General features: G+C 51.3%; 19 protein-coding genes. 1 reads left to right on the plus strand and 18 read right to left on the minus strand.

The window, feature by feature from the left end; genetic code table 11:
• Positions 1-411 precede the first annotated feature (411 nt).
• From FHW76_RS12240 to FHW76_RS12265, 6 genes are all read right to left on the minus strand, one after another.
• Positions 412-648: a hypothetical protein gene (locus tag FHW76_RS12240; protein WP_108433306.1), complete on the minus strand. Its 237-nt coding sequence runs from the start codon at positions 646-648 to the stop codon at positions 412-414.
• Between the two features lie 167 nt (positions 649-815).
• Complete coding sequence (locus FHW76_RS12245; RefSeq protein WP_108433260.1) at positions 816-1,004, minus strand: hypothetical protein; 189 nt, start codon at positions 1,002-1,004, stop codon at positions 816-818.
• Positions 955-1,230: a hypothetical protein gene (locus tag FHW76_RS12250; protein WP_108433261.1), complete on the minus strand. Its 276-nt coding sequence runs from the start codon at positions 1,228-1,230 to the stop codon at positions 955-957. Before FHW76_RS12250 ends, FHW76_RS12245 begins: the two co-directional genes overlap by 50 nt.
• Positions 1,227-1,574 (minus strand): hypothetical protein, encoded by a 348-nt coding sequence (locus FHW76_RS12255; protein ID WP_048324665.1) that lies wholly within the window; start codon positions 1,572-1,574, stop codon positions 1,227-1,229. Before FHW76_RS12255 ends, FHW76_RS12250 begins: the two co-directional genes overlap by 4 nt.
• Positions 1,571-2,110 (minus strand): glycoside hydrolase family 108 protein, encoded by a 540-nt coding sequence (locus tag FHW76_RS12260; RefSeq protein ID WP_117147558.1) that lies wholly within the window; start codon positions 2,108-2,110, stop codon positions 1,571-1,573. Before FHW76_RS12260 ends, FHW76_RS12255 begins: the two co-directional genes overlap by 4 nt.
• Positions 2,107-2,406, minus strand: coding sequence for a phage holin family protein (locus tag FHW76_RS12265; RefSeq protein WP_126315622.1), 300 nt, complete (start codon positions 2,404-2,406; stop codon positions 2,107-2,109). The genes FHW76_RS12260 and FHW76_RS12265 overlap by 4 nt, the downstream gene beginning before the upstream one ends.
• Positions 2,407-2,609: 203 nt before the next feature.
• Here FHW76_RS12265 and FHW76_RS26320 point away from each other — a divergent pair, with 203 nt between their 5' ends.
• Positions 2,610-2,780, plus strand: a complete 171-nt coding sequence (locus FHW76_RS26320; RefSeq protein WP_220384099.1) for a YnfU family zinc-binding protein — start codon at positions 2,610-2,612, stop codon at positions 2,778-2,780.
• Between the two features lie 948 nt (positions 2,781-3,728).
• On the opposite strand, the gene FHW76_RS12270 is transcribed toward FHW76_RS26320, so the two are convergent.
• The 12 genes from FHW76_RS12270 to FHW76_RS12320 all read right to left on the minus strand — a co-directional run bounded on the left by FHW76_RS12270 (position 3,729) and on the right by FHW76_RS12320 (position 12,152).
• Positions 3,729-4,355 carry a YagU family protein gene (locus FHW76_RS12270; protein ID WP_038421387.1) on the minus strand — a complete coding sequence of 209 codons (627 nt, stop codon included), beginning with the start codon at positions 4,353-4,355 and terminating at the stop codon, positions 3,729-3,731.
• A 252-nt stretch (positions 4,356-4,607) separates the two neighbouring features.
• Positions 4,608-5,423: an antitermination protein gene (locus tag FHW76_RS12275; RefSeq protein ID WP_117147559.1), complete on the minus strand. Its 816-nt coding sequence runs from the start codon at positions 5,421-5,423 to the stop codon at positions 4,608-4,610.
• Entirely contained in the window at positions 5,420-5,716 is a 297-nt protein-coding gene (locus FHW76_RS12280) for a DUF1364 domain-containing protein (RefSeq protein ID WP_117147560.1), read from the minus strand. The genes FHW76_RS12275 and FHW76_RS12280 overlap by 4 nt, the downstream gene beginning before the upstream one ends.
• A 2-nt stretch (positions 5,717-5,718) precedes the next feature.
• Positions 5,719-5,925 carry a hypothetical protein gene (locus tag FHW76_RS26440; RefSeq protein ID WP_040206312.1) on the minus strand — a complete coding sequence of 69 codons (207 nt, stop codon included), beginning with the start codon at positions 5,923-5,925 and terminating at the stop codon, positions 5,719-5,721.
• On the minus strand, positions 5,925-6,521 hold the full coding sequence (locus FHW76_RS12285) for a DUF1367 family protein (RefSeq protein ID WP_117147561.1): 597 nt from the start codon (positions 6,519-6,521) through the stop codon (positions 5,925-5,927). Before FHW76_RS12285 ends, FHW76_RS26440 begins: the two co-directional genes overlap by 1 nt.
• A 35-nt stretch (positions 6,522-6,556) precedes the next feature.
• Positions 6,557-6,790 carry a hypothetical protein gene (locus FHW76_RS12290; protein WP_023304767.1) on the minus strand — a complete coding sequence of 78 codons (234 nt, stop codon included), beginning with the start codon at positions 6,788-6,790 and terminating at the stop codon, positions 6,557-6,559.
• Between the two features lie 427 nt (positions 6,791-7,217).
• Positions 7,218-9,071: a DNA cytosine methyltransferase gene (locus FHW76_RS12295; RefSeq protein WP_126315458.1), complete on the minus strand. Its 1,854-nt coding sequence runs from the start codon at positions 9,069-9,071 to the stop codon at positions 7,218-7,220.
• Entirely contained in the window at positions 9,068-9,325 is a 258-nt protein-coding gene (locus FHW76_RS12300) for a hypothetical protein (protein WP_108433268.1), read from the minus strand. Before FHW76_RS12300 ends, FHW76_RS12295 begins: the two co-directional genes overlap by 4 nt.
• A complete protein-coding gene (locus tag FHW76_RS12305; RefSeq protein ID WP_053810491.1) occupies positions 9,325-9,693 on the minus strand; it encodes a DUF977 family protein in 369 nt (122 codons plus the stop codon). The genes FHW76_RS12300 and FHW76_RS12305 overlap by 1 nt, the downstream gene beginning before the upstream one ends.
• Positions 9,694-9,700: 7 nt before the next feature.
• The gene (locus FHW76_RS12310; protein ID WP_126315459.1) at positions 9,701-10,450 is read right to left on the minus strand and encodes an ATP-binding protein; all 750 of its coding nucleotides are present in this window, start codon (positions 10,448-10,450) and stop codon (positions 9,701-9,703) included.
• Positions 10,451-10,452: 2 nt separating this feature from the next.
• Positions 10,453-11,340 carry a hypothetical protein gene (locus FHW76_RS12315; RefSeq protein WP_183476741.1) on the minus strand — a complete coding sequence of 296 codons (888 nt, stop codon included), beginning with the start codon at positions 11,338-11,340 and terminating at the stop codon, positions 10,453-10,455.
• A gap of 17 nt (positions 11,341-11,357) precedes the next feature.
• Complete coding sequence (locus tag FHW76_RS12320) at positions 11,358-12,152, minus strand: ParB/RepB/Spo0J family partition protein (protein ID WP_065806072.1); 795 nt, start codon at positions 12,150-12,152, stop codon at positions 11,358-11,360.
• Positions 12,153-12,155: the final 3 nt, after the last annotated feature.

Consider the following 12,155-nt stretch of genomic DNA (forward strand, 5'->3'; position numbering starts at 1 on the left):
AACTATATATTTTTTTTAAAATTAAGCCCATTGCTTCACGAGGAGATTTAGCTGTCCACTTTTCCACTTACCCTCTAAATTTCCTAAGTTTTTTCCTAATATGTTAGTTTTGAAATGGCAGAAATATTATGAAAGTTACAGACGTACAATCAATGAAACAAACCCGCTGAGCTTGTTAAATCCGAGACACATTCTACACTTACTTTTGACTTTGCTCTGCCATGACAAAGTCCGTTGTTTTACCCGTGTGCTCATGGATGAGCCACTTCCCATAACGTCTGACCTTTCATTTTTCTCGCAACCAGTAGAAAAACACCTCAAAACCTCATTAGAATCCGATAAAATACAGCACACTTGCATTTTGTAGGATTCATTCCGCGGTTCTATTTATTTCATTGAAACGTTGAAGCGCTAACAGCCGTCTTCAGGTTGAGCCACAGCCCGACAAGCGAACATGCACGCCTTCTGCATTTCAGTTTTAGCCATACCAATCCAACGGGTATCGGCATCTGATTCTTTGGCTGTATCCAGAAGGTTTAAGAAGTGCTTACTGACACCCTTCAGACGGTTCATCTGTTCAATATCACCCTCGGTTAACGTGCGGTATCCCTTTACGGTGCTGCCATCCCGCGGTTTAGCTTCACTCATTTCGTAGCCCTTTTGGTTTGCTGGGGATATGCAGCAGAAAAAAATCATAAATATCTACCGCTTACGCTTGTTGTTTCTGAGCTGGCTCCTAGGCTAAAAGAGCCATTACATGAAAGACCTTGCGTTTACTTACCCGTGGACCTCAAGGATGAGGCCATTCTTTTAACTCACTGAATAGGGGTAATGCTCTGGCAATTGGCCTGCACTGCTTTGTTGTGCGCCAGGATATCGCGCTTGGTCTGCTTATCCAGCACCTCGATATCGTGGTCGGTCAGGTAGATAATCCGCACCCAGCTGCACGCGGTATCAACGACTACCGGGGCGGGTGAAGTGCTCGCGCAGCTCCCGATCAACATCGTCATCAGGCATATGGCTAACAGTCTGCTGTACATCGCTTGCCTCTTTCGTGACTTCTGCCCTACGTTCTGTCGCGGCGACGGTTGCGGCGGCGTTCTCTTCGGTACGCTGCAGATCGGCTTTGGCTTCTGCCTTACTGGTACCGCGAGCATGACCAATACCGAACGTGCCAGCTATAGCGCCCAGGATGACGACCACCAGCCCAGCAATAATTTCGAAGCTCATCGCTGCGGCTCCTTCAGTTCTTCGGCCTTAGCTTTCAATGCTGGCTGGCGTACGTATTGCGAAAGCACCGCCAGCACCACCAGCGCAGGGCTAATCAACGCAACAATGTTTGGAGGCAGAATGTTTTTAATGTCCGGCGGCAGCATCGCCCAGGCGTGCAGTGCAGCATCCGGGAACGACTGCGCCCACACACCAACCAGCGCGCCGATAGTCCCCAGCTTTACAGACCACGTTTTCAGCAGCAGGCTGGCATGGCCTACGAACTCCAGCCGGGTATATTTGCGCAGCAGTAAGAGAACGAGCAAAGCCACCAGCACGAGCAAAGCGAAGATGATCATCTTCATAGCACGCGCTCCTTAATCCAGCCGTAGAGAAAATCCTCGTTGGCTTCGCGACCCTCCGCAAGTTCGAGGTATCTGGCGCCCTGGCTGCAGTTCAGCGCGCGTAACAGAACCTGTTCCCCCTCTTTCCCTCGGGCTGAAAGATATCCCTTAAGCGCAGTGATGGTTCGGGGGCCAATGGCGCCATCCGGGATCAGATCGGGATACAGCTTTCCGCGCATATTCATTGCCGTCAGCCAGCGCTGAAAGAACTTACTGGCGACGCTGGGCCCCATGTTCACGCCAGTGTCGCAAAGCTCATCTGCCAGTAACGTAGACAAACTCGCCACCTGGTCGAACCGGGGGCCGGTCCAATAATCGCTCAGCAGGATTTGCTTTGCTGTTTCCCTGGGCAGGTTTCTCATATCACCGGTGTAACCATGTGCACGGGCGGTGGTTTGGGTGATGCCCCAGCGGGTTGGCCCGCCTTTATCAGAGGGGTGATCGACATAACCACCCTCTTTGCCGAGGATCCCCTCAATAATCTGGTCTGCTGTCATTGTACTTTCACTCCGGTGATTCGTTCCCAGAAATACGTGAGCGCTACAGACCCCATAGCACCACTGATACCGGCAGTGGCCAGTATCATGTAAATACTCAGGCCACCTTCAATGCTGATGAGCCCACCAATGACCCCGGTAAAAGCCGAAACCACAATCTGCGCAAAAGCATTTATCCAGCTCCATTTTGCTTTGCCCTGCTTCACATCCATCAGGAATCGGACAAGGCCGCCCCAACCAGCAATGATCAGCAGAGCTAGCCAGGTGATTCCGGCCATGCTCTCTTTGTCTTGCATATGCTTTGCCATAGGTTCACCTCCGGGTTAACGGGGTGCTGTGTGTTTGAAAGGGATCAGGACCGGCAGGTGGAATACTCATCAATGGTGATTCCAGGTGCCTGAAAGAAAAAACCACCTTGAAGAGGTGGTTGGGGAATTCAACGCGAGCTATGTGCCTGGGGATAGTGTATGGTTGCGGACCATTCATCAGGAAATATCATATGCAACAACGCAAAAACTCAAAAAACAATCGCAACTACCTCATCAAATGTACCTGCCCTGGCTGCGCCAACCAATCAGAACATAGTTACACCCGAGTCCAGAAAGGCTCTGCGCTGATGTGCCCTCACTGTAGTAAGATTTTCACTCAAGACAAACTCCCAGTCGCTTAGGCTTTACATCATCATAATCTCTGGTAAAGCATCCACTGCAGCGCCCGTATAGCTTACAAAAGTGAGCCCATCAGGCAATGTGGCCTGACGAACCCACAGACAGTTATAGGTCTACGGGTCGAACTTTTACGTCATGGCGCCCAGAAGAGAAAAGGCCTACCGGAATGGAAGGCCTTTAGGGGGTTATGCAGTATGTGTGGTGCCGGGTGCTTCCCGGTAAGTCGTTGGTCAGTCACCGTGACTCGCGCTGAGGATTCACTTCTAACTGTTTACGCCCCTCCGCTAGGGGGATTCACCACACATAAAACCTAACATCTCGATAACATCGTTTCAATGCCATACGTTGCAATGACAAGAGATTTAGACATAAAGCATGCTTCGACTCTCCTTCTCATAGCCAGGAGTGTCTCTCAGTTGAAGGTAAAAGGCATGCCAGCAGATGAATGCATAATTATTGTTTTGATGTTTTACGTGAACTGATTAGGAATAAAAAAAGCCCGCTCAGAGAAGCGGGCAGAAAGTAGGCATTCTAGGTAGTAACGAAACGAAAGCACTCCTAATAGTCCGAGCTACCGATTTACCAGGAAGCATTCACTTTTGCCGTTACGTTCTATAAACATAGAAGGGCTACCGCAAAAGTAAACCCACTATGAAATATTCAATATGCTTAGTGACAGTGTGGTGCCGGGTGCCTCCCGGTGAGCATGCCCCAGTCGGCATGGCCCGCGCTGCATTTACAGGTTTCTGTAACTGACTGGTCGCCCCTCCGCACAGGGGGATTCACCACATCAATACGTTATGCTGCAAACATAGCTGGCGTCAATACAATGCCTGTGAAAGACGCCTATCTTACGGCTGCCATCGCAGCGAACAGCGCTGTCGAACAGCTACTAATCGCAGGCATAAAAAACCCGCATTTTATGCGGGTTCCTGGCTTTGCAGCTTGGATTATCTGAATGCTGAATTCAGAGAAACCTCAGCATCAGGTTCATGCGTAATTCTGTTTCTGAGATCCCGGCGAATTATCTCAATGGACCAGAACCACACCAGGTGACCAAATATTTCAGAAACGTTTTCATACCATGGAAGTTCGAACAACGGTGGGGTTAGGCCCATAAGCGGGAACGAAATCATATGGACAAACAGTTGTGCGAGTGCACCTGCAAGCAAACCCTGCCACAGCTTAATTTTTGGAAACACCTCAGCAACTACACAATACCCAACCGCGAATACGATCGAGAATATGATATGTGTTACGCCTACCCAGTTAAACACATGTCCGGCGAAGGTATAGACAGCCGCATTTGGATCGGCTAACCCTAACCAATCACGCAGGAAAATATAAGGAGGGTTAAGGAAGTTTCTGGAGCAATCAATTTGCCCGGCAGCTCGAATTAATGACTCTGGTCCACAGGCACTGGTAAACATATCGACAGGACTACGCGGTGGTAATGGTACTTCAGCACCCCATTTAACAAATGCTGAAACCACCCCAGAAATAAGCCCGATAAACAATGCAACGCCATAATGCCGTCTGCGAGGTTCGGTACGCACAAAAATATCTTTTAACGCCATAAGACCATCACTTATAAAGAATATTTACAGTTCCTTAATATTCCTTAAGTTTGGCGCATGGCATTTTGATGCAGATCACACTTTATAGCCGATTTCAGGCATTTGTTTTCAAAAACACAAAACCCTGCCGTAGCAGGGTTTATATAAATGTTTTCGTTCAGGCGCTTTATTCCACGATTTAAAATATACACGACAACTTCGGACAAAATCAAGCATCGTGCGCTTAAAATGCAAAATAATGCGACCATTTACTCAATCAGCTGTTGCTCGTTGAAACTCTTTATCTGCCCTCTTCTCTTCCCTCCAGCATAGGTCCACCAGCGCATCGCAGAAAGGTTTCCAGTTGCGTGTCCATGTTCTGATGTGCAGGTCTGGGATAAGCGTCAGAATCGCTTTGTAAGCAGCAGTAGACGGCATCGTTGAAAAGCCATTCCCCGAACAGCGCTCACAGATTTTATATATCGGTGCTCCCTGCTCTTTTGTCGCTTTGCGGTCCAGAACCCGGCCAGAACCACCACAGCGGCAGCGTGCATTTATTTTCCCCTTACCGTCACAAGCTTCACACTTAGCGCTTATGATGGCTGTTACTTCAGTCCACTTATCCCAGTCGGACGGACGAACAGCACGGGACCTGTTTGCCCAATATGGTGCTTTGCCCCACGGATTAGAAACTTTGCGTTCTGTGGTAGTGGTTTCAATCTGTCCGGTGCCACTGCATACCCTGCAGACTCCCGTTGTTTCCGCGGACCGGGAATACTCCGCAAAGGCAAACTGTGCCAAAATCAGGCAGCAGCGCCCCAGCTCTTTACCAGCTGTTTTGCGTACGTTCTTCGGTGCGGTTTCAATCGCATACCGCGCTAGCGCCTGGACGGCCAACTGCTCATCTGTCTTGCTGATGCCAGTCTTTCCAAAGAACGCTGCCAGCCCGAACCGTGCCCTGCTGCTTGTCACCCCAATACCAGCCATAACATCCGTACCGTTGAGACGATCAGGTGATGTGCTTTTCACGTCGTCGCTGATATGCATACCCTGAGGGCTGAAATGTTTTAAGGACGCTTCGAGTTTCATGCTTTCAGTAACCCCTCTTTTTTCCATATAGCCAATGTTCTGAGCACACCTTCCGCATGCATCAGGCGCAGTTCGTCGCGGGTGTAATCTGTGGTTTTCTTTCTGCCATCGATGAGATCGTGGCATGCATTACAGGCAATAGCCGCCTGGGTATCGTCCGGCTTGCATCCAGTTCCGCAGGTGCCAGCCAGACGGTAATGCGCCAGTACACTGGTTTCCGGGTTGCCATTACAGTGCCCGGGAATACGTACTGTGCATTCGCGGCCTCGGGCCGCTTTACGTAGGTTCGCCATACTCACCCCCACATCCTGTTGCGCCAGCGAGAGTCTGGCCGCGGCGGATTTTTGTCCTCCACCAGCTGCGCGCTGACGGTCCATGTCATAAAGTCAGGGTTTAAGCTTCGTTCGACCTTTACGCCCCGCTGGCGATATCTAGCCATCAGTTCGTCGGCCTGCTGCGTTGTGCATTCGTGATGGTGAAACCATGAGTGTTTCATCGGCATCACCCCGCGAAGCTTAAAAGCTGGTTTGCGGCGTTCTCAGCTTCCTGCAGGCTGTTGAACGAACGAGAGAGGATCCATCGCCAGAGAACATCGAGCGATGCTTTGTACAGTTCCTGGAATTCGCATTCGTCCATGCTGGCGAAAGAAATACTGCGAGGGTGTTTTTTCAGCGTGCCGTCCGGCAGCTGTATGGCGTCATAGTGGCCTGCTTCTACGATGACCCACGCCCGGTAAGCATCGAAAGATTTGCAAATACTGATATAGCCGGATCGCTTCTCGGCTATTCGGTCGAGATATTGCCCGGCGGCATCAAGTAACGCCGATTCACTCCCGCCATATGCAGCAAGGTATTTGGCGTAACCTGTGATAAGCCTGCGCTCATTAGACGAAATCGCCCCGCCGGTAGGCTCCCAATATTCAAAACCGAGATTGAGTAAAGCAAAGTAACGGCGGTGAAACGCCGGATTGCGGACAAGCTTAAAGTCGGCCTCCAGAACGCAGCCGAGCTTGCATTTTGATTGTAGAAATTCGCTGGTCTCCTGCGTGGCAGGGATCAGTAAACCTTGTGACTGCTTTATTAAGTGCAATTGCGCCATGGTTTCCCTCCGTGGCGCAGTAGGTCAACGGTTGTTCAGGCCGTTGATTTCATATTATCAGAAGGCGGGATAACTCGGTAGCCGAGGCGATGCAGAAAACTGGTCATTGCGTTGAGATTAAATACTCCCTCGTCCTCAAGCAGTGGTCGCATAGAAGTAACACCATTTGCCGTGTATACCAGAACCCGGCCTGCTGCCCTGATGCTGCCAACAACTTCACCTGTAGAACGTTTAACCAGATCGTAGTACTCATTACTCTCATTGCGCATCCCTACCTCCCGGAAGCAAAACCATATACTGTGTTTTTATACAGTATAAATTAATGTTAAATCACTTACATGTGAAAATTTCACGGTAGCGGAAGATATGATGGCAGATGAAGATCGTCCTACAAGCCCCTATTTTCAAAAGAGATTATCGAAATTGAAAGTTTGGGAGTATTGTTTAACTTTCATGGCTAACGGAGTTAAAAGCTTTGCGCGGTTGTCGACGGCATATTTTGTGTATCGTACAAGCCCCTATTTCACTCGATCAAATGGAAAAGGCCAATTTCAGAATTTAATTAATTTCAGATGTATTGGTGTAGCAGAAAAAACTACTGAGCCTTAGGATGCACAATTTGTGTAGTGTGCAATCCCCTATTTACCAGGACAACAAAGAAAACCCGCCGGCGCGGGTTGAATTGATAGAAGTTTATTAAGCAGCCATTCCCTTCTGTTGACATAGATCCGGCAAATTGGCCCGCACCAGCGCTTCAGCGAACGGCGGCGGGACGGCATTACCGCAGCGAGCCACTTGCTTGTCCTTCGCGTATTTTACGCCGCGGTAATCCTGGTCAATGATGTACCACTCCGGAAAGCCCTGCGCCCGGTAAAGCTCATGCGGTTGCAGCATTCGCATCCCGATATCAACGATGCGGTAAACAATGCCCTTAATCGTCACCAGTTCGCTGACGCCAAAAGAATTTAGGAACTTTTTAACTTGGTCCGCACGCCGCTCGTCGTAATCATTAGCCGCCAGCAGCGCGCTAACCTCTCCCACATGCTGACCTCCAGCGGTGATTGTCGGCATCGGTTCATTGGTGCGCTGACCATCACGGCAGGTACCACGCAATTTTACCAGTTGCGATGTCACAAGAGCGTGATGATCGACGGTAGTCACTGAGTGAGCTGGCTCATCAAGCGCAACGCCTGGACCGGCGTAGTTCCCGCCATAGTGTTTCGCCAGGAACGCAGTTGTTACGGCAAACTTATTGCCCCCAGCTGTAACCGTACCCAACGGTTTACCAAGATTGAGAACCCGCGGCGATTGCCCTACCCGCTCGCCATACCCCATCTGAATAAGCGTAGCGGTGACTAACTGAGACTTACCCCCTCCACCAGCGGTAATCGTGGCGCTAGGCTCATCTGCCCGGTGGCCAATGCTTGCGCCGAACTGGCGGGCGATAACCGGGGCAACCACGCATGCTCGGGATTGCTTTAAGATGGTATGAACTGGTTTGTTGAGTGGACGCGGTTTAGCCTGGTACTGGCTACCACCATTTCCAGCCATAAACGGTGCCAGAGTAGGTACCGCCAACGCGTAACCATGAGTTTTGGTGATTGTCTGTATTGGTGAATATAACCCCTGCCCACGGAAACAATCATATTTACCGCGTGTCGTAGTGTGGTTGCATTTAACGATGAATGGGTTATCGCTATCGACCACAAATCTCTGGATACCCCGTGCTATACGCTTCAACGTATTAACTGCAAGCGGCTTTTTGCGGTCAAATATCGATGGTGCAGGAATAGACCAGTCGATGCATTCAGCAGCTGTCCGCCATGGCGTCAATTTTCCAGCCTGCACCGCCGGTGATTTCGGATCCCCGTGAGTAGCTTCTGGCCAGACTATCGGTTTTCCGTCCCTTCGCATCACCATGAAAAAGCGCTTACGAATAGTTGGTGCACCATAGTCGCAGGCGCGCAGCTCGCGATAATCGATGTCATAGCCCAGCCCGGTAATCAAGCGCCTCGCCTGTTCGCTATCCGGCGACAACTCCAGAAACTCGCAGCATTCCAACAACGCAGGGTGATCCGCAGGAACTCCGGATGTCAGCATGCCGACGAATGCCAGGAACGTTTCGCCAACACGGTCCGGATCCGGACGCATTTCCGCCGCCAGTAGTGGACCCCACGTTTTAAACTCTTCAACGTTCTCCAGCATCATTACCCGCGGACCAACATCCAGCGCCCAGCGGATAACGATCCACGCCAGCCCACGAATCGCTTTTTCAACTGGTTTAGCCCCTTTTGCTTTGGAAAAGTGGCGGCAGTCCGGCGAGAACCAGGCCAAACCAACATTGCGGCCGGCAGTCGCTACTTTTGGACGCACTGAATAAACAGACTCGCAATAGTGCAGAGTTCCCGGATGATTGGTGGTATGCATAGCTACAGCGTTTGGGTCGTGGTTTATCGCGATGTCCACGCTACGCCCAATCGCCATCTCGATGCCCGTACTCGCCCCGCCGCCGCCGGCAAAGTTATCAACGATGATTTCGCTCTCTCTCACACGTATTTCTCCATGGTGCTGGCCAGCGAACGGGCCGCGGCGATAATTGACGGTACCGGCATTTTTTCGAGCCACATTCTGTTGATATGGTGCTGCAGTCGTTGCTTGTGGTGCGCATGGAGAACCCCGGCGCTTTCTACTTGAGACAGAACCATTGCAACCTCGGCGGGCCAAACGGTTTCAGGAACATCCACCAGCAACAACTGCTCCAGCTCCAGAATTCGCTTACAGGCATATTCCAGTGAAGGATCCACTATTTCACCTCCTGCGGGGCGGCTATCGGTTTACCCGCAGAAATTACTTCTTGCACATCCAAAACACGCTGAAATACAGGGCTGCCAAGCAGGCTGTAATTCATCCCGGTAGCGGCCTTTGGCACCATCCCAAGCCGTTTCATGTCAAAATCGATCACGGCGCGCTGATCGCGGAACAATCCCAGACGACCATGCCGGACAACCTCGCCAGTCGCTTCTGCTTCGGAAAAATACCGCTGGACAGTAGCGCGGCTCAGCCCAAGTTTTTTCATTGCCTCGGCGGTCGTGAGTCGCCCCTGATGTCTGGTGATCCGAATCACTGCGCGGACGTACTCTCTGCGCTCAACTGCTGACAATGCTCTTGCCATACATACCTCACTTAACGACGCGCAAATGGCGCACGTTTTTGCGATAGCTGTCCCATTCAAAATTCACCCACATACCGCCGTCCATCTGGAGACGGTCAAGGATCCGCATGCCCAGTGTTTCCTTCAGCGATTCATAGTTCAGGTTGGTTAGGATGCCGACAGGTCGCATGGAGGACAGCCGGCGATCGATAACCTGATTCAGGATGACTTTTTCACCGCTGCTTCCGCGCTGAATACCCACCTCATCCAGAATGAGCAGGTCCACATGGCACAAATCGTCCAGCAATGACGCCTCTGACTGCCCGCCGTCGTAACATTCCCGAACACGCAGCATGAGATCCGGAATGGTTACCACCAGCACAGAACGACCACCAGCCAGCAGGTGATTTCCGATTGCGGCCGCCAGATGGTTTTTCCCGGTGCCTGGCGCTCCGCTGAATACGAAGCTCGCAAACCCTAAGCCGAATTGCTGCGCGTAACTTTTCGCCATCGAGAGCGCCCGACGCTGGCCATCCGACTCAACCTGATAGTTCGCGAATGTGCAGCCGCGGTGCAGATCCTGAATTCCTGCACGTCCAAAGATTTTCTCTGCACGTGCACGCTGGTTTTGTTTTTCCAGTTCCTCACAGCGCTTACGGCCTTCTTCGACTTGCCAGGCACGCCATTCATCAACGCTGCCGAATTTTGGCTGAACGCCAGGGGGAATGAGTTTTTTCAGTCGCTCCAGTGCATTCCCGGTACCAATCATGTTTTTCATCGCTACCCCCTGAATCCCGATGGGATGGTTTTGTCAGGTTCCGAAATCTGATTGGGATCTCGTGCGCCTGGCGCCTGCTGAATCGCCCACGGTTCGCTGAAATGCATACCAGGGCCAAAAAACGTTTTCGCCTGTTTCACGTACTGTGTGTTGAGGATTCCCTCGGCTTTAACGAAAGCCGCGTAACGCACCACTCCTGCGAAGATTTCCGCCGTAGTGGTTCCATCCCTGATTCGGGCATTCCAGGCTTTGAAGGCATCGGATTTGCTGTTACCCCCTGCCCGCTTGGGATAAACCGACCAGACCTGCTCGAACTCATTCGGGTATATTTTTTGAGGTTCAGGTTTATCGCCTTCGTCCTGATTCTGATCGTCAGGGGGTGTGGCGGAGCCATGCCCCGAACTATCTTCCTCCTGATCCTGTTCCTGCTCCTGATCCTGTTCCTGGTTAAGGAACGGTTCGAGAACCCTTTCGGAACCCTTTAGTTTTGCGATACCAATGTGGGATATTGCCGAGGCTAAAACCCGCGCCAGCTCTAGCTTCACCGTAGATTTGTCCGGGACCTGATCAAACAAACGAAGTGCTGCAATTCCCTGGTTTGGGTTTTCAACTGAATTCCAGGTCAGAAAGTTACGAATTAGCACCCATTTCGATGACGAATCACGCGTTGCGAAACCGTTAGCCGATAGCTCATCAAACCCTTTCGAAACCCTTTCAGGAGTCCAGGCAAGGTCTTCCGAAACGTATCCATCAGGCAGCCTGAAGCATCCGATCATGTTTGTGTGTTGCCCGGTGAGCAGGTACAGCGCCAGCAACCTGGCATCATCCGATACCCGGCGCATTCCATCGCTTATCCAAAATGATGTATGCACCTTGCCGTAATCACGCATAGAGACCCCGTTGTTGCTTAAACTGGTGTGTTTTCATCACCAAGCACCCACCGCAAAGCCGCTGCGTATTCGCCGCTGGCGGTTTGAAGTTGCTGGGTAATTTCCTTACGGGATTTAAGACGCGGCTTTGTGTCACCGAGAACAGCGCGCTGGCGACGAGCTTTCTCGTGGCCAGTTACACCCTCTGCCGCTGCCTCTAACTGTTTGACCGTTTCCCGTTGCTTTTCCGGTGGCATATCGACCAGTTGACGCGCTTGAGTGACAGTGACTTTTCCAGCCTCAACCGCCGCCTGGACGGCCTGCGTAGCATCCAGTAGAGCCACGGTTGCCTGGACCGTTTTTACGCTGCAGCCAAAAAGCAGGGCAATGTCATTTTCGTCATGACCATATTCCATCTGCTGAACCATTTTTTTGGCCCGGCCCAGTGGGGTATCTGGTTGGGTTATCTCGTTTTCGCTGACCATGTATTTGGCCATTTGAATTGCTGAGCCGCGCTTAGCTATACCGGGTATAGGCCAGGGTTCCAGCCCTGCCCGCTTTCTCCTGGCGTTTGCTTCCTTAGCGTTCTTTACGCGCTGCCGACCTGCCACCACACAGGTTTTCCCTGTCTCTGGGTCCTTCCACACGATAATCGGTTCGAGTACCCCAAGTTCCATGATGTTGAGGATCACAGCTTCATTAAGCGGTAGGTGTACTCGTTCGTCGTAAAGCGGATGTGTTGTATCGGTAACCAGATGCAAACTTTCCGGTTCGAAAAAAAGAACATTGCTTTTGCCGCTGGCGCCGTATGCGTCGATAGAATTTTTAGCCATGGG

This window comes from Klebsiella sp. RC2 (assembly GCF_014192815.1).
In the GTDB taxonomy this organism is placed as follows: domain Bacteria; phylum Pseudomonadota; class Gammaproteobacteria; order Enterobacterales; family Enterobacteriaceae; genus Klebsiella; species Klebsiella variicola.

Excerpts from the sequence above, each read along its gene's own strand:
- FHW76_RS12240 (WP_108433306.1), bottom strand. The coding sequence starts at position 648 with ATGAGTGAAGCTAAACCGCGGGATGGCAGCACCGTAAAGGGATACCGC.
- FHW76_RS12245 (WP_108433260.1), bottom strand. The coding sequence starts at position 1,004 with ATGTTGATCGGGAGCTGCGCGAGCACTTCACCCGCCCCGGTAGTCGTT.
- FHW76_RS12250 (WP_108433261.1), bottom strand. The coding sequence starts at position 1,230 with ATGAGCTTCGAAATTATTGCTGGGCTGGTGGTCGTCATCCTGGGCGCT.
- FHW76_RS12255 (WP_048324665.1), bottom strand. The coding sequence starts at position 1,574 with ATGAAGATGATCATCTTCGCTTTGCTCGTGCTGGTGGCTTTGCTCGTT.
- FHW76_RS12260 (WP_117147558.1), bottom strand. The coding sequence starts at position 2,110 with ATGACAGCAGACCAGATTATTGAGGGGATCCTCGGCAAAGAGGGTGGT.
- FHW76_RS12265 (WP_126315622.1), bottom strand. The coding sequence starts at position 2,406 with ATGCAAGACAAAGAGAGCATGGCCGGAATCACCTGGCTAGCTCTGCTG.
- FHW76_RS26320 (WP_220384099.1), top strand. The coding sequence starts at position 2,610 with ATGCAACAACGCAAAAACTCAAAAAACAATCGCAACTACCTCATCAAA.
- FHW76_RS12270 (WP_038421387.1), bottom strand. The coding sequence starts at position 4,355 with ATGGCGTTAAAAGATATTTTTGTGCGTACCGAACCTCGCAGACGGCAT.
- FHW76_RS12275 (WP_117147559.1), bottom strand. The coding sequence starts at position 5,423 with ATGAAACTCGAAGCGTCCTTAAAACATTTCAGCCCTCAGGGTATGCAT.
- FHW76_RS12280 (WP_117147560.1), bottom strand. The coding sequence starts at position 5,716 with ATGGCGAACCTACGTAAAGCGGCCCGAGGCCGCGAATGCACAGTACGT.
- FHW76_RS26440 (WP_040206312.1), bottom strand. The coding sequence starts at position 5,925 with ATGCCGATGAAACACTCATGGTTTCACCATCACGAATGCACAACGCAG.
- FHW76_RS12285 (WP_117147561.1), bottom strand. The coding sequence starts at position 6,521 with ATGGCGCAATTGCACTTAATAAAGCAGTCACAAGGTTTACTGATCCCT.
- FHW76_RS12290 (WP_023304767.1), bottom strand. The coding sequence starts at position 6,790 with ATGCGCAATGAGAGTAATGAGTACTACGATCTGGTTAAACGTTCTACA.
- FHW76_RS12305 (WP_053810491.1), bottom strand. The coding sequence starts at position 9,693 with ATGGCAAGAGCATTGTCAGCAGTTGAGCGCAGAGAGTACGTCCGCGCA.
- FHW76_RS12310 (WP_126315459.1), bottom strand. The coding sequence starts at position 10,450 with ATGAAAAACATGATTGGTACCGGGAATGCACTGGAGCGACTGAAAAAA.
- FHW76_RS12315 (WP_183476741.1), bottom strand. The coding sequence starts at position 11,340 with ATGCGTGATTACGGCAAGGTGCATACATCATTTTGGATAAGCGATGGA.
- FHW76_RS12320 (WP_065806072.1), bottom strand. The coding sequence starts at position 12,152 with ATGGCTAAAAATTCTATCGACGCATACGGCGCCAGCGGCAAAAGCAAT.